The organism is Bacteroides sp. M10 (assembly GCF_014334015.1).
GTDB classification, from domain to species: domain Bacteria; phylum Bacteroidota; class Bacteroidia; order Bacteroidales; family Bacteroidaceae; genus Bacteroides; species Bacteroides intestinigallinarum.
In genome coordinates, this window is the sequence record NZ_CP060488.1 from 3,458,004 (window position 1) to 3,479,762 (window position 21,759).

Genomic DNA, 21,759 nt, shown 5'->3' on the forward strand with positions numbered 1-21,759 from the left:
GCAAATGTACTTGTTTATATGATAAGTTCCAATAATATGGAAATAAAAAAGCCGGAATGATGTCCGGCTTTTAGCTAAAGTTTCAGATTAATGTAGTTATATAATTAAGAGAGAGTTTTTATTTCAGTAGTTGCTCTTCGATGATTTGTACGTACTTCTCCGGAGTAGCTCCGACTTCAATAATCGGTTTGCCGCCTGCAGGTATGAAGAATAAGGTAGGCAATGCCTGTACACCGAAGTGATTGCATAAATCCTTTTCTTTGTCTGCATTAACTTTGTAGAATACAACTTTACCTTTATATTTTTCAGCCAGCTTTTCCATTTCCGGAAGTAAGCGCATGCAAGGTCCACACCAAGTTGCCCAGAAATCAATCACAACCGGTTTGTCGCCATTATAAACGAAATCGTTCCCTTTTCTGTAGTCGAAGATGTGTTCGAGGAAGAATTGGCGGGTAATCGGATTCAGTTTACCGTCTTCAACTTTAGTTTCCGTTACTTTAGCTTCCGCTTCCGGTATAGGAACCATGTCAAACGGCTGGAAATAAATTTTCTGATGAATATAGTCGATGGATATGATTCCGTAGTCCAGTATCTTTTTGCCTAATACGGAGCGTTTCAAGTACGGGTTCTTCACTGCCATGGCATCTTCAATCTTTGTTTTTACAAACATGGTTTCAGGCAAGATGAGGCTTTCCTCTTCTTGAGTCGCTTCTTTATATCCATTGGAAACTTTTTGGTTGGTTCCTTTGGTATATTGTGTGCTCCATGTATTGAAATCTTTTTCGGTAAGATTCACCAATCCTTCGCTCCATGTATCCAGAACAAGAGAAACGGGTTTTCCCTGAATGGATATCGGACATACGATTCCTAATCCTGTAATCAGCTCAAAGTTCTCCCGGTAGTTTAATTTCATGTAAGAAGGACGATAGGGCTGCGTAATTGTGAGTTTTTTCCGCTGCATATCAATAGTCAGAACGGAAGTGCGGAAAATAGCACCGCTTAATACGCCCATCACTCCCAGCTTGCGCAGATACGGTTCGTCTTCCAGAACGAAAGCCGGAAGATCGTTGTTAAATGTGTTGTTGCCAATAGCAACAGTTGCCATTTCATATACTTTTCCGACGGGCACTTGTTTGAATACAAAATCCTGATAAGAACTAAAAGTGCCATTCTTCCCCGTGTCGATGCGTAACTTCTTGAGAGCCTCGGGAAGCAGGGCGTTATGTCCTGACAGATCGAGGACAAAGTCTGCCACTTCGCCATTGATGGCGGCTTCTACGATAATCTTTCCATCAATGGTTTTGAATGGAATGACCTCTGTCATACTGTTCTGTGTCTGTGCACTGATTTCTCCGGCAATACAAAATGCAAGTAGACAGAGATACATCTTTGTTATTATTCGCTTCATATCTTTTTCTGTTTAAAGTTCATTTCTCTTTCCTGATTTCAATCTTTTTCTCTTGATTGTCTTTCTTGACAATAATATAACCGGTATCACCGGGGATAGCGTTCATGATATCTTCCACAGCCATTTGACTCATGGGACAATCGTCCAAAGAAGTACCGTTGATGTTAATCACCTGGTCGCCGAAAGCAACTTTATCTTTCATGCTGTCCCAGATTGTTGTAATTTCGAATCTGTCATTGCGTGGCAGAATACTCACATTCCAGAGAGCGGGAGCACCGCCCATGTCGGTTTTTCCTTCTTCAAACGGGAAAAAGTAGAACCGTCTGCGCATATAATCGATAATTACTTTACCGTATTCCAGTAAATCCACCCCGATGATGCTTCCATTCATCACTGTGGTCGTACTACCTACGTTCGTGAATTCTTTCCCCATGATGTTGATAGGAGGAACCGTCACCTTCTTTATATCCACCGGCTTACCCAGACCTGTTATTCCGGCAGCTACGATACCATATCCATGGTTAGTAACTTTCGAAATGTCAGACAGCCTTTCATAATCTTCTGTAGAATAAAGCAGAAATCCATCTGCACCCGTATCGAACAGAACCTTGAAATCATTATCTCCTAAGCGGACATTGACGATGGAATGATGCTCCGTCTCATCCAACAGCGGAATTCCATCCGCTACTTTTAGTCCTTCAGGACGATACGGATAATTGATAACCATTATTTTCAAGCGGGAATCGAAGGTAACTACCGACTGTGCGAAAGCGTCTCCTCCAAGAATACCGACAACCCCTAGTCCGGTGAAGAATGGATTCTTGGGCAGTACCATCGTCTTCAACTGCTTGATTTTATAGTTTTCCCCGATAGAAACATTCTGTACGTGTGCTTCCTGATAATTGGAGCCTTGTGCATTCACATCGGAGATACGCATATATCCTGCGGCAGTAGCTTTCATTTCCGTTGCGGCATCATACATCGTTCCGGTTCTTCCTCCCGTATCGACGATATATTTCACTTTTATACCGTTAACAGTGACGGGGATAATGATTTTCTCTTGTATAAACTCATAAGGAATGGTGTCGCAAACCTTATTCCGGATTTGCGCTGCCATTCTTTGTCCGCAGTTTAGAAATAATAGCAGCCATAAGCCGGTCAGTATTCCTATACTTTTCATATTATTCTTTTTCATAGATAATATCCTTTACTCCGGAAGCTGTCTCAATCGTCAGTTTCGTTTTCTTTTTCTCTTTCAATTCTGGTATTCCGTTCAGAATACTTTCGCAGAAGTCATATTTCTTAGCAGGTTTGCCATTGATTTTAACCACCTTGTCTCCGACTGCTATCTTACCTTTCGTACTGCTCCATACGGTAGATACAAACAAATCTCCGTCTTTGACCGTTAAGTCAAAATTGTTACCTTGATTGTTTATTTCATTGTCCGGTTGAAATGCTTCGAAATAGAATCTTCCGCGTGGATAGTCGATGGTCACTTTACCGTATTGCAACAGTTTGACACCCAATAATGTGTAAGGGTGATTGTTGGTGCTGGTTGTTACGTTACGGAATTTGGTGGCTCCGACTGATAGCAATGGAATACGAACCCTGTAAGAAGAAGCCTTGTCCGCCTGCCCGGATACTCCGATACTCCCTTCTCCATACCCCTCGGAAACCACTTCCATAGAAGCTTCCGGTTTGATTTTTTCAAAATCGCTTTCGATAAGTGATAACAGGCTGGGACTACCTGTATCAAATAATACGTTGATATTGCTGGCCGGAGCTATTTGTATGCTGACGATCGGCATACCGCCTCCTTTGGTGAAATTCATCATCTTTCGTAAAGACACCGTCGATGGTTTTTCTGCAGAGGTAACTACGATATTTTTGGTTTGCGAATCAATCGTGACAATGGTGCTTGCGAATAAATCACTGCCGATGATACCGTCTACTCCAAAACATTCCCAGCCTTTTACCTCATCAATGACCAGTGACGGAGCATTTTTGAAGTTAATGACATGGTCGGGAGTCGTCAGATTCTCTATCCGGGTAGTTTTGTAATAGCTTTCCACGTTATTCACATCCGTTACTTTAGTCGAGTCGGTGGCTGCCAGTTGCAGTGCCTGGCAGGCTTGGGCCGTGAGTGCCGTACGTCCTCCCGTATCAAAAATGAAAGGACGTGCCGTGCCGTTCACTTTCATTTCGATAATCATCTTTTCACCTACCATCCGGTAAGGTATAGTTGCCTTATATTGTTGGGCGAATACAGGAATCGCCATGCAAAAGGCGACGACGATTCCTATCATACGAGTTGTGTACTTCATAAGCTAATTTTATTTGCTGACTTTTTCTGCTTCCAAAATTGCCTGATAAGCGTTTACAATACCTCCGGAAATACACAAATCATCGAAAAGGAACAAGTCTTGTGAAGGACTGTCGTTTACGCGGATTCCTTTTTCCACTTCCACTCCTTTGCGTGAAGTGACGCTCTTCAGTAGTATGTCACGGATTTGTGAGCCGGTTAATTTAGGGAAATATGATTTCAGCAGGGCAGCTACACCGGCTACAGTAGCCGAAGCCATTCCTTCACCTGTACCTTTTTGGTACGTATCACCCATATAAGATGAATAAATATCCGTTCCCGGTGCATAAAGATCAAGAGCAGTTGCGCCGTAATTGGTGTTCAGTACCGGATTTCCATTCTTATCAGAAGAAGCAACCACCATAAAATTGGTAAGTTCTCCGTCTTTTCTCATCTTCCGGTTAGGGAAAAACTCGTTTTTATCCATGTCTACCGACAGATCCCAGACCGGAACTATTACTAATGCTCCTTTCTTTTCCGCTTCTTTCAGTGCATCTGCTACCCATTGTCTCTGTTCTTCCGGGTATAATGAATTTTGTTCCGGCAATAAAATAACATCCGCTCCGTGGTTTACTGCATACCGGATGGCCAGTGCCATATCTTTTAAATAAGGTTCTCCTTCTCCCGGATGAATACGTAAAGTCATAATTTCTGCATTATCGGCAATACCGTTACTTCCGACACCGTTGTCGCGTTTGGCGGCGATCACTCCCGCTTTCATAACTCCTGTTGCTGCATCAGATGTCAACAGTACATTATTGCCATATTGTGTGTCGTTAATATCCAGAGGATTATCACCTACAATTTCTTTCCGGTTATCAGTTCCGTATTTTTTTAAAGCATCTTCATAGGACGTTTTGGCTGTTTCCACACTTTTTTTCCCCATTCTTTGGTATACGAGATCCCATTTGTCCGTTTGGTAAATGCTGAATGAATAAGCGGTAAAAACAAAAGCGATTTCAGAAAGGCTGTCTCTTTCTGCCTTAGGATCATAGCAACTCTGGAAATCATCGACAGTCAGCTCTTTTCCGGGGAAACGCTTTTTCATGTCCTTATCGAATTTCTCAATATATTCTTCAATGACATAAGAGAGTTGCAGGCCACCGTATGAACCTCCGATTCTGGATTCAGGCATTACCTTATAACGATAATAACTATATTCTTCCATATTTTCCGGTGCGGGTACTTCCTGACGTTTTCCGTTAATGATTTTATAATATTTCTTTCCGTCAAAGATATAATCCGCATATTTATCTTTCAGACGGAAAAATTCACGTTCTCCTTCGCGTGTCAGAGATTCCATGACTTGACCGTCTTTACCACCGATGAAATTCCAACCATTGATGTCGTCTATCAAACCATTCTTGTCATCGTCTTTCTGGTTCAGCTTTTCTTTGGGATTCACCCAGATAGCCTGTTTCAGATCTTCGTGTTCTACGTCCATTCCTGTTCCGATCAATGCAACAACCGGTCTTTTTTTAGCTTTCTTCTTGTTGGCTTTCAGATACTCGTAAGCCTTGTTCACTTCAGCACCATATACACTGTCTTTGTCGAAAGAACAGTTAAACCAGTCCAGTTCGGATTGTTTCTTTTGTGTTTCTGCTTCTTGTTTTACTAACTGTGCCGATGCTGTAATGCTGATAAAACAGCATATAATAGGAAATATAAGTTTCTTCATTGTTGATGAGTTATAATTTATACAATCTAGTTATTTTCTTATTTTTAAAATAGCTTCGCGCACCTGTTCCCCCCGGACATTACGTGCAGCGAGTTTACCTTCTTTGTCAATGACAACAAGGAAAGGGATGGAGTAGAAACCGTAAGCAGCCTGAATAGCGCTTGGAGTCTTGCTGTTTTTGGGAAATCCTGTTTTATCCCATAGCATCACCCACGGCAGTTTTTCTTCATCCAGCATTTTTCTCCATTTTGCTTCGCTGTCATCCAACGAAACACTGATGAATTCTAAATCATCCGCTTTCAGTTCATTGTATATTGTCAGCATGCTACGCATTTCTTTGCGACAGGGACCACACCAGGAAGCACAAAAATCCAATACGACAATTTTCCCACGGAAATCTTTCAGACTTACATTTTTTCCGTTGGCATCTATGAATGTAAAGTCGGGACATTCTGCATTGATAATTTGATGGGAGAGGACCTCTACCCGGTTTACCAACCATTTGGCAACGAAAGACGTCCGTTCATTTTCCGGTATCATATCCAGCAACATTTTGTTGGAGTAGTAATCATTAACATTGGCCAGATAAGCCAGTGCGGCTGCCATGCCGGGAGTCAGTTTCCCTTTGACAGAAGCAGAAATCGTAGCTATATCCGGATCTTTTTCTGTAGGCATATAGTTTTGTAAAGTCAGAAATGAATCGATGCCGGTGAATGAGAGCGAACTTTGTTCGGGGTTCTTTTCATCAAAAAAACCATTAATGCTTACAGGAACGTTTTCGAAGTATATGTTTTGTTCCGTATTTCCAATATATAATGTGTATACATCAGGTGAAATTTCTTTTTTTTCGGTTTCGAATACTCCATTTTGGCTAATAGGACAACTTAAAATGAGGTTCCCATTCAAATCCTTAACTTGCAAAGTGGTTGGTTTGAGTAGTCTCAACTTTCCTTTGAATTGTAGTCCGCCGTCGCTCCATAGAGGAGTGGTGCTGCATAAGAGCAATAATATCAGTGAGAGTCTTATTAATTTCATGATTTGGAGTTTATAATATATCGTAAATTCTAAATATCTTTATTCTTATTTTATCTATCCTTTAATAAAACGACTAACTTAATCGCTATGGAAGATTTTCTTTACCAATCTCCCCAATCTCCCCAAGGATCATCATCGCCATCTCCTTCATCTGTTTCCGGTAGTTCCGGATAAGGTTTAATATCCCAATCTTCCGGCCCTTTGGCGATAGCTTCCAAATCAATATTATATTTTTTTAGATAGTTTGTCACAAAATCGAACTTAGTGCTTAGAAATGGATAGGTTGCCGAAGGAAACATTGCTTTCCGTTCTTCTTTGGTATGACGCATGGCTATTTGCAGATAGCCGATAAATGTTTCTTTGGCTGTTGGAGGATTATCGGAACCGGGTGTAGAATGTTTACCTGATACTGTATTTACATTACCAGGATAGCCTCTCGTGAGATAATAATTAGGATCGGCTTTACTTTCGATGTCTTCACTTCTGACAATCGGAGTCAAATGGTCGAATCCTGCATCAAATTCATCTTCGGGTATGATAATGTTTCCGTTGGCGATAGCTGTATTTATAACTTCATCAATTATTTTGAAGCGGCGTATGGTAAAACTATCCTTATTGCCGGCAATAGGAGTTTTCCATCCTGTGATTGGGTCATCGTAAGTGCTGTGGGTTTGATCTCCCCAAAAACAAGTTATCCAGCAGTCGGTTTGGCCTTCATCATGCTCGGGCAGTGCTACATAATATTCCAGTACTCCCGGTATGATGGAGGTAAATACAGAATAATTGTATACCATATACCAGTACATAGGAAATACTCTGTCCGTAACTTCCCGATTGAGATAAGGAAAAATGTGATTCTTCATAAAAGTAATATAAAATGCCCCCATTTCGTCATTGAGACAATTTTCGAATACTCTTGATGAACTACCGACTCCACCATTAGTCCAATTTTTATTGAGGTCTTTTTCAGTGATATCTTTATATATTATCTTCACTCCGAAATCTTGGTAGATTTTCATGACATCATTGTCCCATGAATTATTTCCTTGCGGAAACTCAAATCCTCCGGCAAGTGCAAGCGGGTCTGGCGTCGGGATGATTGAGTCATCATCGTAACAGGACGAGAATGTGAGACAGAATAGTAATATCCATACATTATATATTGGCTTCATGATTCTCTGTTGTTTAAAATTAGCGATCATTATTTCTTATATTTATAGTTAGTTTGTAACGGGAACCCCAGTCCGTTCCGGTCCGAACGGATTTTGTTCCAATAATAAGTTTCTTTGCAACACTTCTGTTGGGATAGGTAATACGTATGAAGGATCGTTTTTTGTTAGTGTATAAACTTTGCCTTCCCATTTGTGCTGTATGGAAGGCATACCATATCGACGTAAGTCGAACCAGCGTTGTCCTTCGTAGCAAAGTTCTTTTCTGCGTTCTTCACGTATTTGGGTGATCAAAGCATCTCCACTCAATCCGGAAAAAGACGGTGCGTTTCCTCTATCATATCGTTTTTCCAGCAATGTATTCATAGCGGTGATGGCATCTCCTTCGTCTTGGCTCATGGCAGCGGCTTCTGCATAGTTTAGATAAGCTTCTGCTATTCGGAAGGAGAGTGCAAAATAATCACTGCTTCCGGAAGTGGGGACGGAACGTAGTGTCTTATATTTGCCATAGGGGAGATAAGTATCATAAAATGTGCTGTTCTCCGGAACTGCCTCGTTATATAGCATTTCCCTAGTAATATAACGGTCTTTGCGTAAGTCGCCTTCCGAGAAACTATTGATTAATCCGTCTGCTGCTTTGAACATTCTTCTGGTCTTTTCTTCATCGCTGTTTTCATCTTTCTTATCGATATAACCTTCGTATTCACCTGTCAAGTCTCGGATAGTTCCATAACTCCAGATGACTTCCGGCGAATCATATGTATTGAATGTGTAATAAGGTTCTTTTATACCTGCTTCCGGTGCAGGAATTGTATTCAGATCGCGTAGTGAGAAGTTCCAATCTTTGATAACTTTCTCCGCATACGTTTTAGCTTCTTCCCAATTTTCCATATATAGAGCTACACGTGATTTTAATAATTGTACCATAGGTAGACTGACAAGGTAGTTCGGTTCATATTGTTGTGTGGCGGAGAGAGTTAGGAATAAACGCTCTGCTTCGTTTAGGTCGGTAACAATCTGTCGGTATACTTCTTCTACTGTGTTCCGTCTTATCAGTATATTGTCATCATCTCTCATTTTACTGTCCAGCTTGAGAGGAACTCCCAATGATTCTTTGTTATAATTATAGGGAAGTCCGTACTGATTGACTAACATATAATAATAAAAAGCCCGTAGGGCATAGGATTGTGCCTTAATGTAATTCTTTTCTATTTCTGTACCGGATACTTCGTCAATATAGTCAAGTGTGGCATTAGCTCCTAAAATATATTCATAAAGGTTCTCCCAAGTATTGGTTGTTTGTTGTCCCAATTTTTCTCGTATTTCGAACATATTGGGTTGCCAGCTATACAGTATCTCAAATATTTCCATATCTGCTTTGTCGTTTTCTGGGAACTCGTAACCTTCCACCTGATTCTGCTCGACATCATCTGCGAGTATTTCCTGATAGTTGAGAAATTTGGTATCCTTTTGTTGGGGATAGGCTTCTCCGATAAGCATCTCTTGTAATGCATTAGCGTCTTTAGGTATATATTGGCTCTGTGACTTTGGCTCTAAGAAATCTCCGCAAGCGGTGAGGCCGGTCAGTGTTATTGTATAAATTAAATATTTAAGTTTCATATCTCTCTTTGTTTATTGTTTAAAATCCTATATTAAGTCCCAATGAGAAAGAACGTGGCATGATACTGTTTTCTAATTCCGGATCAAAACCATTGAAACGTTTGCTGGCTATTACAAATACATTGTCCATATTAAAGTTAATAGACAGATTTTTAGCATGTATCTTGTCACACCATTCTTTTTTCATCTGCCAGGATAATCCAATGTTACGGCAACGCAGGAATGAAGCGCTGACTACCATAGCATCTGATTTTTCCCACATATAAATGGGTGATTCTGCGGTCTCCGTGTTAGGCAAAGTCCAAGCGATCCCTAATGGCCATATCGGCAACCCGGGGATATTTGTGTAAGCTTCGTCTCCTGTCTTTTGCCAGCGATTCAATAAATCGCGGTTTATATTCTTGGTTGGATCGGGCATCATATTATGTTCTCCTCGGAAATCATTGTAAGGTGACGTCAAACGCTTTTTGCTACCTAACAAAAGGGAGAAGCTGGTATTTAGTGACAAAGATTTGTAGCGGAAACTCAAACCGAGACCTCCGGTGAAATACGGCTCTTTTTCTCCGGAATATACAAGGTAAGTGGTCGGGTCGATGCCTTTACTTTTTTCTTCTTCCGGGACCTCAACATAGTTGAACATCGGTTTGCCGTTACTTCCATCAAGACCGGCAAAGGAATATGACCAGAATCCGCTCAACGGATATCCTTCTTTTAATATCTGGGTGTTGCTTCCGGTCAAGTACATCCCCGTGGTTCTGTCAATCGTGGTTTCTCCGCCTTTGTTCCAGTTTTTAGAGGCATTCAGGTTAATATTCAGGCTGAAATCACGTTTCTGAACAGGTGTGAATGATAACGTGTATTCAATTCCCCGATTGTAAATAATTCCGCCGTTACGTTTCATGTCGTTAATTCCATATTCGAATGGTAAATCTACGGTGATTACCGCATTGGAACGTCGGGTGTAGTATTCCAGATTCATATAAAACATATGAAACAGTTCCAGGTCTACACCGAAATTCCAGTTTTTGGTACGTTCCCAGGAGAGATACGGATTGGGGATCTGGCTGATAGTGGAGTAATATCGATTATATCCTGCTTGTACTCCGTTCTGACTTAAGATTAGTTCAGGACTTTCACGTGTCAAAGCGTTTCCCTGAATACCAAATGTTCCTCTGAAATTGAGTGTTGTGATCCATTTCAGATACTTTTGGAAGAAAGCTTCTTCCGATGCTCTCCAGGAAAAACCGAATGAATAAGTCGGGTCGATACGGTGATTGATATCCTGTCCGAAAACGTTGGAAGCGTCATTTCGTACATTGGCATTGACTACATAGCGATTCTTGAATGAGTATGCAAAAGTAGCGAAGAACGAAAGGAAGTTGTTGGTATTGTTTGTTCTTTTCCAACCTCTGTCATAAAGTTCTTTTAATATTCCCCAGCCTGTTGGACTTCCGCCCGGTGATACTACTTGGCTTGGTATGGTAGGTGCTACAATACGTTCGCCTCTGTCCGGTACATATCCCCAAACTGTATTGGCTGTTCCTTTAGCTGTAGACGAGCGAAGTTCCATACCCAATAGCGCATTCAATCGGTTATCAGGATTGAATGCTTTGCTGAATTGTAGCTTGTTCTGGATATTGTAAGAATACTGGTTGTTGTCATTTGTGTACAATCTACCTCCGAATGGAAGCTGTGCAGCTTTAAAATCGGCACTGGTGGGAGTAACAGAATTAAAATCATAACCACGATACAGGTTGGCAATGTAGTACGTGCGTTCGGTAGCCCAGCTTTCATTTGTACTGTTATTAGTCGAATAACCGCCTGTAAATTGATAAGTTAACCAGTCAAGGACATGCCAGTTGACATCCAAGGAAGCAGACATGAAGTTGGAGCGTGCTTTTGAGCCGCTGTTATCCCGTTCATTGATGAAATTGTATGAAAGGGTTTCTTTATTTCCTGTTTTATAATAGTATCCGTTTTCTTGCATATAATAAGCATCCGGGTCAATGATACGGTTTGTATTAGTTGCATAACCCATTGGATTGATATCATCGAAAAAACCGTTAGTAGTAGAAACGCTACCGTTTAAAGTCATGCTGATAGTCAGTTTTTCTATCGGACGTAACATCAGAGCGATGCGGCCTGTCATACGTTCGTTATCGTTACCTATTTCCTGACCTTCGCTGTTGTTATATCCCATAGATGCCGAATAACTGAACTTGTTCGTTCCACCGGAAACACTAACGTTGTGACTATGGCTGAACGAACGGCGTGTCAGGCGTTTGAACCAGTCAGTATTGCGGGTTTCCATATCGTTGTAAAGTTTTCGGTATTCGATATCTGAAATGTCATGTTCCTGTAACATTCGTAATATACCTTCATAGGTGTTAGGATCCTTATAAGGCATTGTTGCGTAAGTGATCCCTGCATCGAACGCTTCTTGTGAGAAACGGATGCGTTCTTGAGAGTTCATAAAGTTGAACATTCCATAATTAGGGCGTTGTCCGATGTTGAAGTTGGCGGAATAGTTTACAGTCAATCTGTCAGTGGTATTCTTTTTGGTTGTGATTTCGATTACACCGTTAGATGCTTTTGAACCATAGATAGCAGTGGCGGAAGCATCTTTCAAGATTGTGATGTTTTCGATGTCAGCGGGGTTTAGCCATGAAATCTGGTTGCCGATGATATCCTTTAAACTTTTAGTCATCAGTTCGCCGCTATCTAGTGTTACTTGGAAATCTTCCTGAATAATACCGTCTACTACCCATAATGGATCACGATTTCCTTGTAGCGTACTGGTACCTCGAATCTGGATCTTAGGCGCAGTACCTACCCGACTGCTTGAGTTAGTAACCACCATACCTGCTACACGTCCTTGTAACATTTGGTCGATAGTAGTGTAGGAAGGCATTATAATGTCTTTCGCTTTTATCGTAGTGATGGAACCAACGAGGTCACGACGTTGAATATTCTGGTATCCGGTTACCACCACTTCGTCAATTTCCGTACTGGAACTGGTCAGAGTGACGTTGATTGTTTTCTTACCTGTATATTTCAACGTTTTCTTTTCCATTCCGATAAAAGAGAACGTAAGAATCAGCCCCTCTTGTGCCGGAATATTAAAAGTATAATGTCCGTCCAATCCGGCGATGGCTCCATGTTTAGAGCCTCGGATCGTAACAGTGGCACCGGGTAATGCTTCGCCACTGGCATCTCGAATCCAACCACTGATTGTAACTTTCTGGCTTTGCTTTTTCTTTATAACAATTGCACTACCGGATATTTCGTAAGTCAGGTTAGTACCTTCCAGACATTCATCCAGAATTTCAGTAATTGTTTTATCTTTTGCCTTGATGGTGATATCGGTCACATTAGCAATGTCTTCCGTTCCATACATAAAGACAAATTTTGTACGGTTCTGCAGATACCAGAGTGCTGCTTCCAGCGTTTCTCCTCTCAAGTCGATGGAGATTCTCTGATTGTCCTGTGCTTGAATCATGAGTGAAGAAAGGGAGAATATCCATAAAAGGCAGAACTTCACAAAGTTTCTGCTTGCATAAGATATCGCCCATGGCAGGGATTTTACTCGTTTTTTCATAATGCGTTAGTTATATTATGTATTATTACTGTTTGTAGGAAATGTGCAGGATGCCCTCCCGTTGTTTGATATTGACCAGATTTAACTCTGTAATCATGTCGATAATCGGGTTCATATTGGCGTAGCGGTTAAGGTAAGCTCCGATACGCACCTGTTTGGCTGCTTCGTCTTCAAAAGAATATTGGAATCCATACCATTTGGACAGGTATGACATCACATTCTCAAGAGGGACATTTAAAAAGATAAATGATCCGGATTCCCAAGATGTGTACAAATCAGTGTTTACGTTGGCGACGGTATTTGTACCGGTATTTTTATTATATGTATAGTGCTGGTTGGGAACTAATTCGAATGCTTCATTTCCACTGTTGATTCTTACTGTTCCACTGATTAAGGTTGTACTTTCCGTATCTTCATCAGCGTAGGCTCTTACGTTGAACGACGTTCCCGTCACCCGGATAGATGTATGCGATGTTTTTACGATGAACGGATGCTCCTTGTCCGGGGCAACATCAAAATAAGCCTCCCCTTCAATTTGCACAATACGTTCTTTACTACTGAAACAAACCGGATAAGTCAGCCGGGTTTCCGCATTGAGATGTACCCTTGTGCCGTCGGAAAGCGTGATAAGACATTCCATCCCCTGCAATGTGCGTAGTGTGTTTTGGATTTCTTTCACTTGCGGTTTGTTGGTGGGAATCTGATAGTTGATCCCTTTAGAATCGATCACAAATGCTCTGACCGCATTCTCCGGAAGATTATTATCGGAAAGATTGAAAGATTTGCCGTCACTCAAGATCAGTTCCCCGCCAAGGGTTCCCGGCGTGATGTCGCTAATCGTTTCTTCGGATATCCAATGATAGATAAAGTAAGAAGCAGGTACTAATAACAAGATGATGAGAGCTGCATATTTCAGACTCTTTTTCCACGAAAAAACAGTACCCGATTGATTGCCTCCTAATAACGGATAGACTTTCTCCCACGCTTTTTGTGAAGAGAAACTTTTTATTAACCGGCTGTTTTCTTCATACGTTTCCTTATTTAATATCCGGTCGGCTATCTTTTGATGTTCCGGGTTTTCATCCAACCATGCACGATAGTTCTTTTCCTCTTCGGGGGTAGACGAATGAGTAAATAAGGAAGCTAAGATTTTTGCAATTTTAAATTTTTCTTTGAATGAATTCATCGTTTTTTCGATTTGTTATATAAGTAAAACAATCCAATCGAAAAAACGGGGTAATCAAAAAGTTACTTTATTTACATAAAAATAGTAATAAGGCGTAATTTATGCCTTTGAGGCTTTCGCGAAGTTTGCGATAGGCGAATTTCTTTAACGTATGGACAGTACCCTCTGCAATTTGCAATTTGTCAGCAATCTCATGGTTTTTTAACCCTTTCATGGAGTATAAAATGATATTTCGCATCTGGGTAGGCAATTCTTCTACCGCTTTGCGCACTATGCGGAAAGTTTCCTGCTCGATAATTGCAGCTTCGAAGCCGCTGTCAAACTCTTCCTGCTCTGCAAAATCAGGAATATCCAACTGCTCATGTTTGAGATGATTCAGGCATTTATTTCGGGTGACGGTATAAAGGAAGCTCTTTACTTTCAGAATGTCATCAAAATCTTCTTTTCGCTCCCAATAAACTAACAATGCATCTTGTACGATGTCTTTGCAGACCTCTTTGTCCTCGATATAGTGAGATGAGAAAACACAAAGAATAGGGTAGTAGTCATCAAATAGCTTTTTGAAAGCCTGTTTGTTGCCACGTTTTATGTCTGCAATTATATTTTCTATATGTATGTTCACTATTTAGGGTGGAGCGATTGGTGCAGAAACTCTCTTACCCAATCTTACTTATTTTCTTCAGCTTTTCTTCTTCGATGATTTTGATCTTTCTTCCGTCGATAGTAATCAGTCTTTCCGTAGCGAATTGCGACAAGGTACGGATAGCGTTCGAAGTAGTCATATTGGAAAGATTTGCCAGATCTTCACGTGAAAGATAAATGCTCAACGTAGAACCGTCTTCTTCCAGTCCATAACTTTCTTTCAGGAAGATAAGTGATTCGGCCAAGCGTCCGCGAATATGTTTTTGTGTCAGATTAACGGTACGTTCGTCAGAGATACCCAAGTCGATGGAAAGCTGGCGGATAAAGAACATGGCCAAGTCATTGTTTTGGGCAACTAGCGTAGTGATGGCACTCATAGGAATCAGGCAAACAACGGAAGGTTCGAAAGCTGCTGCGGCAGTTACAAAATCTTGTTTGGCAAAATAAGCACGATATGCAAAGTATTCGCGTGGTTTAATCATGCGGATAATTTGACTTCTACCCCCCACACCATCTTTGAAGATTTTCACTTTTCCACTGATGAGACACATCAGATGATGTGGCGTTTCTCCTTCACAGTAGATGGTTTCATTCTTTTTGTAGGTTTGTATCGTATAATTATTCATCAGAAACTCCTTTTGCTCATTGTTTAGAGGAGCTAACATATCGGATAACGGTTCCGAAATATCGATGTCTGACATATTCATTTTTACCATGAGTGCTACAAAACTGTGTTATACAGCACAAAAGTAAAAAGAAAAAATGAGAAAATGAACGAATCTATAAAAAGATTGCACAAAAGTGGGAGCTTTCGTGCAATCTTGCAGACATTTTATTTGGTAAACAACAGTTCTCTATATTTAGGCAACGGCCATATTTCGTCATCCACTTCCATCTCCAGGTGGTCGATGTGGTCGCGGATTTGGTCAAGATATGGGCGTACTTTTTCTTCGTATGCAAATGCCCTTTCTTTGTAGTTTTCCATGTGGTTGGCTACTTTTCTCGCTTCGGTCATGTCGCGCACGAGTACTTTGATAGAAGTGACCCGGTGTGAAATCTCACGAATCAATTCTTTACGGTCGGCACTCAATACTTCGTATTCTTCAGCCGGGAATATTTCTTTCAGTCCGCGAAGATTTTCGAGCAAACGGTTCTGATAGGCAACCGCAGTCGGTACGATGTGGTTGATGGCGAGGTCGCCCAATACACGGCCTTCGATTTGCACCTTCATGGTGTATTTCTCCAGTTCCACTTCCAAGCGGCTGTTCAATTCAGTTTCGTTGAAGATACGTTCGCCGATAAGCACCGATTTGGATTGGTTGTCAATATAGTGCATCAGAGCTTCCGGTACGTGGCAGATGTTAGTCAGTCCGCGGCGTGCAGCTTCTTGTTTCCATTCTTCGGAATAACCGTCCCCTTCGAAACGAATCGGTTCGGAGGCGATAATTGTTTCTTTCAGCAGGCGGAAGATAGCTTCGTCTTTGCCAACTCCTTCTTCCATCAGCTTTTCTACCGATGCCCGGAATTCGTTCAGCTGGTTTGCCATGGCCGCATTGATTGCAATCATGGAGGCGGCACAGTTGGAAGAAGAACCTGCGGCACGGAATTCGAAACGGTTTCCGGTGAACGCAAAAGGAGAAGTACGGTTGCGGTCGGTGGTATCCAGTAAAATTTCGGGGATACGTCCGATGCCTAACTTCAGTGTGGTTTTTTCTTCCGGTGTCATTTTCTCATTTCCTACCTGGCGGACAATTTCGTCGAGAGTAGACGAGAGTTGTGAACCCAGGAAGCAAGAGAGGATGGCGGGAGGAGCTTCATTGGCTCCCAAGCGGTAGCTGTTGCTGGCGCTCATGATGGAGGCACGCAATAAATCCTGGTTTTTATAAACCATCATTAAGGCGTTTACCAGGAAAGTGAGGAATAGCATATTTCCTTTCGGATTCTTTCCGGGAGCGAACAGATTGATGCCAGTGTCTGTACAGAGCGACCAGTTGTTGTGCTTGCCCGAACCGTTTACTCCGCTATATGGCTTTTCGTGCAGGAGTACATTAAAATGATGCTTTCTGGCGATACGCTTCATCAAATCCATGACGAGCTGGTTGTGGTCGTTGGCAAGGTTGCAGTTTTCGAAGATAGGGGCCAACTCAAATTGGTTGGGAGCTACTTCGTTATGGCGTGTTTTGGCAGGAATACCGAGTTTGTGACACTCGATTTCGAGTTCTTTCATAAATGCAGTGACACGTGGAGGGATAGAGCCGAAATAATGGTCTTCCAACTGTTGGTCTTTGGCAGAAGAGTGTCCCATCAGTGTCCGTCCTGTCAGGCAGAGGTCGGGGCGTGCATTATATAAGGAAGAGTCTACAAGGAAATATTCCTGTTCCCATCCTAAATTGGTATATACGCGTGTGATGTTCTTGTCGAATAGCTGGCAGACTTCCGTTGCTGCTTTATCTACAGCGGCAAGTGCTTTCAACAATGGAGTTTTGTAATCCAACGCTTCACCTGTATAAGAAATGAAGATAGTGGGGATACAAAGAGTGGTATCTACAACGAATGCCGGTGAAGAAACATCCCATGCTGTATATCCTCGTGCTTCGAAAGTGTTGCGGATACCGCCGTTAGGGAAAGAAGAAGCATCCGGCTCTTGCTGGATCAGTAGTTTTCCGGAGAAGCGTTCAATCACTCCGCCATCTTCGCCGAATTCGATAAAGCCGTCATGCTTTTCGGCTGTTCCGTCTGTCAGAGGCTGGAACCAGTGTGTGTAGTGAGTGACGTTGAGTGACTTAGCCCAACTTTTCATACCGTTAGCAATTAAATCTGCTATTTCACGGCTGATAGGCGTACCTTTTTCGATAGCGTCGGTTACAGCTTTGTATGCTTCTTTGGGAAGATACTCTTGCATCTTCTTGCGGTCGAACACGTGGCTACCATAATAATCAGAGAGTTTGTTGGAAGGGGCAATAACTTCCAGAGGTTTCCGGTTGGAAAGCTCTTGTAAGGCAAAAAAACGCATTTTTGACATAAATGGTCTATTTTTTATCGGTTGATGGCGCAAAATTATATGTTTTTTCTGAAAGTACCCCTATTTTGAAGGGGGTATTTTGAAAAATAATGTGTTTTTCTAAAAGTACCCCCTCTATTGATTCTTAAATTTCTATTCTGATTGTTTCTGTTGGTCGATTTCTTTAGCCATCTGTTTAACCAAACTTTCCACTTGGATATAATGGTTGTGATAGTTCTTGAATAACAGTTTGAACACCGGGCTGTTCACAGCCATTTGGGTGAGAAATTGTAGATGTTTACCCGTAGAGGTGTTCATCTGCATACGTTCTTTTTTGCTCAAGTTGTCTTGTATGGAGTAAGCACCGCATGAAATTTGGATTTCTGCAATGCCTTCGTCCCAAGGATGCGTGTTGAGGTGAGTCAATGCTGCCAAGATTTTTTTTAGGTTTTTCAGCAGAATGTTTAAAAGTTCGAATTCGGTGCGGTTTATGGAGCAGGAATCCGGGTTCAGGAGGAAAGCGAATTTAAGGTAGAAATCCTTTAATTCCTCTTTAGGAATAACGAATGAATCTTTGGAAGCCTTTATCATGCCTCCCACCGCTGGTTGAACGGTAACTTGTTTTGTTTCCATAATATAATTATGAATAAGGTGGTAGGCGAAGATTTTCTATGAAATAAGAGCGGTTCCGCCTTTCCCGTTACTCTTCACCAACCAGGCAGTGGGTGCATTAACACTCCACACGGGGGTACGAAACCGCCATATGAAGCATCAGGACAGGCATAAAAATGCCTGCCACGAAACGAGGCAGGTTCCCTGCCTGGTTGATATGAAGAGTATCACAAAGATACGACAATTTTCTTCTTTGTCAAGAATAAAAGGAGAAATAAAAAGATAGAAGGGTTGATTTAGTCATTAATATGTTTTCAGGGGGCTCTTATATTTACAGATATTGGAACTTTGTATTTTTTCCATTATTGTTGAAATCCCCTTCATATTATAACTTCTTCCATACAAGTTTTATTAATTCCTCTTTCAACCTATCACCACCTTTCTGAAACTCTTTATTCATCGTGCTTGCAGAATGGTGATAGGTTGTTTCTAACCTGTCACCACATCTGTCACCTATCACCTTGGTGATACTGTATATTTATGCTTTTCTAGTCTCTATCCGCGTCACTTTATAAACTTCCTGCGTTTTGTAAAAAAGGAAACCTATGATGATATAAAGTGTTTCATGCCGTGAAACACTTTGTTTCAAGCCTTTGAAACTAAAGTTTCAGCTAGGAGAAACTCTAGTTTCATCGGTAAGAAACTAATGGTTTCAAGTAATTGGAACTAAAGTTTCAAGCGTGTGAAACTCCAGTTTCAAGGCTTGAAACTGGAGTAATCTCTTGTGGACTTTTGTTTCCACAAGGCTTCTGTTTTTATGCAGGCTTTATTTAATGTTGGGCGGTGATAGGTGATAGATGAGGTGACAGGTTAGAAACGACCTATCACCGCTCTGTAAGCACGATGAATAAAGAGTTTTAGAAAGGTGGTGATAGGTTGAAAGAGGATTTTCGTTTTTTATATATGAAGAGAATAGCAGAATATGCAGAGCTTCCTGCATTTATTTCGAGACAACCGCGCCAAAGATTTAGTTCATCTCCATGTTATTTTGAATAATGTGAAGGTTTTCTTCTGATAACTCTTTTTAGTGTCCAACTTCTCTTGCTTTTCGATATTCTTTTTTATATTTGCCTACGTTAATGAAGGAGATACGACGATTGAGAGATAAAATATTGATAGGATGCATATTGTGTCTGTTCTCTTTTATACCAAAGGGGACAGCCAATAATTATATAATGAATCCTTATACCCATCAGGAAATCTCTGCTGACTCCATTATAGAACGTGTGATGACTTTTGCACCTTTGTATGAAACGATAGTCAGTGATTATCGCGCGAACCTATATATAAAAGGTAAGATGGATATTCAGAAGAAGAATTTTATTCTCCGTTATGTACCTTCTATGTTTCGTTTGCAAAAGGGTGTTCGCGAATATCTGCTTGAAACATACAGTGACCTTCATTATACGGCTCCCAATATTTACGATCAGAAAGTAAAGGCTTCCCAGGGAACTGTGAGAGGAAATAGGGGATTGCCTGGATTGCTCGAGTATTTTAATGTAAATATCTACTCTTCTTCTTTATTGAATGATGAACGCTTATTGTCACCACTGGCCAAAAACGGACAGAAATATTATAAATACCGGATAGACAGCGTGATGGGAGATCCTAACAATCTGGATTATCGGGTTCGTTTTATCCCCCGCACTAAGAGCGATCAGTTGGTGGGTGGATATATGGTGGTCAGTAGTAACGTTTGGAGTGTTCGTGAAATTCGTTTTTCGGGGAGATCGGAACTGATAACATTTACCTGTTGGATTAAGATGGGAGATGTGGGCAAGAAAAATGAATTCCTGCCGGTGCGTTATGAAGTGGAAGCTCTTTTCAAATTTCTCGGAAATAAGGTGGACGGTAATTATACCGCTTCTTTAGATTATAAATCCATCGAATTGAAAGAAAAGAAGGTACGTAAGAAAGAAAAGAAGAATTATAACCTTTCAGAATCCTTCTCTTTGCAGTGTGATACGAATGCTTATAAGACGGATGCTTCTACCTTTGCCATCATGCGCCCCATCCCTTTGAGCGAAAGCGAGAAGAAACTATATTCCGACAATTTGCTTCGGCGTGACACGACAACGGTACAAAAGCAATCCAAGAGTCAGGCTTTCTGGGGAACGATGGGTGATTTGATGGTAGAAGATTATAAATTCAACTTGTCCAACATCGGAAGTGTGCGGTTCTCTCCGTTTATCAATCCGCTCTTATTCAGTTATAGTGGAAGCAACGGTTTGTCTTATCGACAGGATTTTCGTTATAACCGTCTTTTCAGAGGGGATAAATTACTTCGCATTGTGCCTAAACTCGGATACAACTTTACGCGTAAGGAATTCTACTGGTCATTGAATGCTGATTTTGAATACTGGCCGCAGAAACGGGGATTCTTCCGGTTGAATGTGGGTAACGGTAACCGTATTTATAGTAGTAAAGTGCTGGACGAACTGAAAGCTATGCCGGACAGTATCTTCAATTTCGATTTAATTCATCTCGATTATTTTAAGGACTTGTATTTCAATTTCCGTCATACCGTTGAAGTAGTCAACGGACTGGATATCGGTCTGGGTTTCTCTGCCCATAAAAGAACAGCGGTAGAGCCTTCCCGTTTTGTGATTACCGGTGACTATCCGATGCCGCCTCCGGAATTTATGGATAAATTCAAGAATACTTATATCAGTTTCGCTCCCCGCATCCGGATAGAGTGGACTCCGGGACTCTATTATTACATGAACGGAAAACGAAAGATTAACCTCCATTCTTTATACCCGACTTTCTCGGTCGATTATGAACGGGGTATTAAAGGAGTGTTCAAGAGTACGGGCGAATATGAAAGGATAGAATTCGACCTTCAACATCAAATCCGGATGGGATTGATGCGTAACATTTATTATCGTTTCGGATTCGGAGCATTCACCAATCAGGATGAGTTGTATTTTGTGGACTTTGCCAATTTCTCCCGGCATAACCTTCCGATGGGCTGGAATGATGAAATCGGTGGCGTGTTTCAGGTGCTTGACTCACGTTGGTATAACTCCTCCCGCCGTTATGTACGGGGGCATTTCACCTATGAAGCTCCGTTCCTTATTCTCCGGCATCTGATGAAGTACACCCGTTATGTGCAGAATGAACGTATTTATATCAGTGCGCTCTCTATGCCGCACCTTCAGCCTTATCTGGAAGTAGGATATGGCATCGGTACGCATATTTTCGACGTAGGAGTTTTTGTGAGCAGCGAAAACTGGAAATTTGGAGGAATAGGCTGTAAGTTCACGTTTGAGTTGTTCAACCGATAGTTTTCTTCGTTCCGGTTGTTTTATCGAAAGATTTTAGTTATCTTTGTATAAGAGAGGATGAGGTCAGAATTTAGCATCAAAGAGGTGTAGTCGCCTCATAA

Annotated in this window: 14 protein-coding genes; 1 reads left to right on the forward strand and 13 read right to left on the reverse strand. The window is 41.4% G+C overall.

Annotation, left to right across the window (positions count from 1 at the left end; translation table 11 throughout):
• Positions 1-118: 118 nt before the first annotated feature.
• The 13 genes from H8796_RS12195 to H8796_RS12255 all read right to left on the reverse strand — a co-directional run bounded on the left by H8796_RS12195 (position 119) and on the right by H8796_RS12255 (position 18,332).
• Positions 119-1,408, reverse strand: a complete 1,290-nt coding sequence (locus H8796_RS12195; protein WP_117937250.1) for a thioredoxin domain-containing protein — start codon at positions 1,406-1,408, stop codon at positions 119-121.
• A gap of 19 nt (positions 1,409-1,427) precedes the next feature.
• Complete coding sequence (locus tag H8796_RS12200; protein WP_117610885.1) at positions 1,428-2,603, reverse strand: pepsin/retropepsin-like aspartic protease family protein; 1,176 nt, start codon at positions 2,601-2,603, stop codon at positions 1,428-1,430.
• The gene (locus H8796_RS12205; RefSeq protein ID WP_117610886.1) at positions 2,590-3,732 is read right to left on the reverse strand and encodes an aspartyl protease family protein; all 1,143 of its coding nucleotides are present in this window, start codon (positions 3,730-3,732) and stop codon (positions 2,590-2,592) included. The genes H8796_RS12200 and H8796_RS12205 overlap by 14 nt, the downstream gene beginning before the upstream one ends.
• A gap of 9 nt (positions 3,733-3,741) precedes the next feature.
• Entirely contained in the window at positions 3,742-5,448 is a 1,707-nt protein-coding gene (locus tag H8796_RS12210) for a S8 family serine peptidase (protein ID WP_117610887.1), read from the reverse strand.
• A 30-nt stretch (positions 5,449-5,478) separates the two neighbouring features.
• Positions 5,479-6,483 (reverse strand): peroxiredoxin, encoded by a 1,005-nt coding sequence (locus H8796_RS12215; RefSeq protein ID WP_117610888.1) that lies wholly within the window; start codon positions 6,481-6,483, stop codon positions 5,479-5,481.
• A 101-nt stretch (positions 6,484-6,584) separates the two neighbouring features.
• Complete coding sequence (locus H8796_RS12220; RefSeq protein WP_233527264.1) at positions 6,585-7,655, reverse strand: hypothetical protein; 1,071 nt, start codon at positions 7,653-7,655, stop codon at positions 6,585-6,587.
• Positions 7,656-7,703: 48 nt separating this feature from the next.
• Complete coding sequence (locus tag H8796_RS12225) at positions 7,704-9,272, reverse strand: RagB/SusD family nutrient uptake outer membrane protein (protein WP_117610890.1); 1,569 nt, start codon at positions 9,270-9,272, stop codon at positions 7,704-7,706.
• 19 nt (positions 9,273-9,291) lie between these two features.
• The gene (locus H8796_RS12230) at positions 9,292-12,870 is read right to left on the reverse strand and encodes a SusC/RagA family TonB-linked outer membrane protein (protein ID WP_117610891.1); all 3,579 of its coding nucleotides are present in this window, start codon (positions 12,868-12,870) and stop codon (positions 9,292-9,294) included.
• Between the two features lie 25 nt (positions 12,871-12,895).
• On the reverse strand, positions 12,896-14,056 hold the full coding sequence (locus tag H8796_RS12235) for a FecR family protein (RefSeq protein ID WP_117610892.1): 1,161 nt from the start codon (positions 14,054-14,056) through the stop codon (positions 12,896-12,898).
• Positions 14,057-14,123: 67 nt separating this feature from the next.
• Complete coding sequence (locus H8796_RS12240; RefSeq protein ID WP_009000549.1) at positions 14,124-14,678, reverse strand: RNA polymerase sigma-70 factor; 555 nt, start codon at positions 14,676-14,678, stop codon at positions 14,124-14,126.
• A 34-nt stretch (positions 14,679-14,712) separates the two neighbouring features.
• Positions 14,713-15,414 (reverse strand): Crp/Fnr family transcriptional regulator, encoded by a 702-nt coding sequence (locus H8796_RS12245; RefSeq protein WP_004301832.1) that lies wholly within the window; start codon positions 15,412-15,414, stop codon positions 14,713-14,715.
• A 116-nt stretch (positions 15,415-15,530) separates the two neighbouring features.
• Entirely contained in the window at positions 15,531-17,720 is a 2,190-nt protein-coding gene (locus H8796_RS12250) for a glutamine synthetase III (protein WP_004301833.1), read from the reverse strand.
• A gap of 132 nt (positions 17,721-17,852) precedes the next feature.
• Positions 17,853-18,332 carry a hypothetical protein gene (locus H8796_RS12255; RefSeq protein ID WP_117937252.1) on the reverse strand — a complete coding sequence of 160 codons (480 nt, stop codon included), beginning with the start codon at positions 18,330-18,332 and terminating at the stop codon, positions 17,853-17,855.
• Positions 18,333-19,450: 1,118 nt separating this feature from the next.
• Between H8796_RS12255 and H8796_RS12260 the strand changes: the two genes are divergently transcribed.
• Positions 19,451-21,658 (forward strand): DUF5686 family protein, encoded by a 2,208-nt coding sequence (locus H8796_RS12260; RefSeq protein ID WP_175353654.1) that lies wholly within the window; start codon positions 19,451-19,453, stop codon positions 21,656-21,658.
• Positions 21,659-21,759: the final 101 nt, after the last annotated feature.

What these genes read in the sequence shown, in the direction of transcription:
- H8796_RS12235 (WP_117610892.1), bottom strand. Translation starts at nt 14,056, where the DNA reads ATGAATTCATTCAAAGAAAAATTTAAAATTGCAAAAATCTTAGCTTCC.
- H8796_RS12250 (WP_004301833.1), bottom strand. Translation starts at nt 17,720, where the DNA reads ATGTCAAAAATGCGTTTTTTTGCCTTACAAGAGCTTTCCAACCGGAAA.
- H8796_RS12215 (WP_117610888.1), bottom strand. Translation starts at nt 6,483, where the DNA reads ATGAAATTAATAAGACTCTCACTGATATTATTGCTCTTATGCAGCACC.
- H8796_RS12255 (WP_117937252.1), bottom strand. Translation starts at nt 18,332, where the DNA reads ATGGAAACAAAACAAGTTACCGTTCAACCAGCGGTGGGAGGCATGATA.
- H8796_RS12220 (WP_233527264.1), bottom strand. Translation starts at nt 7,655, where the DNA reads ATGAAGCCAATATATAATGTATGGATATTACTATTCTGTCTCACATTC.
- H8796_RS12195 (WP_117937250.1), bottom strand. Translation starts at nt 1,408, where the DNA reads ATGAAGCGAATAATAACAAAGATGTATCTCTGTCTACTTGCATTTTGT.
- H8796_RS12260 (WP_175353654.1), top strand. Translation starts at nt 19,451, where the DNA reads ATGAAGGAGATACGACGATTGAGAGATAAAATATTGATAGGATGCATA.
- H8796_RS12225 (WP_117610890.1), bottom strand. Translation starts at nt 9,272, where the DNA reads ATGAAACTTAAATATTTAATTTATACAATAACACTGACCGGCCTCACC.
- H8796_RS12245 (WP_004301832.1), bottom strand. Translation starts at nt 15,414, where the DNA reads ATGGTAAAAATGAATATGTCAGACATCGATATTTCGGAACCGTTATCC.
- H8796_RS12205 (WP_117610886.1), bottom strand. Translation starts at nt 3,732, where the DNA reads ATGAAGTACACAACTCGTATGATAGGAATCGTCGTCGCCTTTTGCATG.
- H8796_RS12200 (WP_117610885.1), bottom strand. Translation starts at nt 2,603, where the DNA reads ATGAAAAAGAATAATATGAAAAGTATAGGAATACTGACCGGCTTATGG.
- H8796_RS12210 (WP_117610887.1), bottom strand. Translation starts at nt 5,448, where the DNA reads ATGAAGAAACTTATATTTCCTATTATATGCTGTTTTATCAGCATTACA.
- H8796_RS12230 (WP_117610891.1), bottom strand. Translation starts at nt 12,870, where the DNA reads ATGAAAAAACGAGTAAAATCCCTGCCATGGGCGATATCTTATGCAAGC.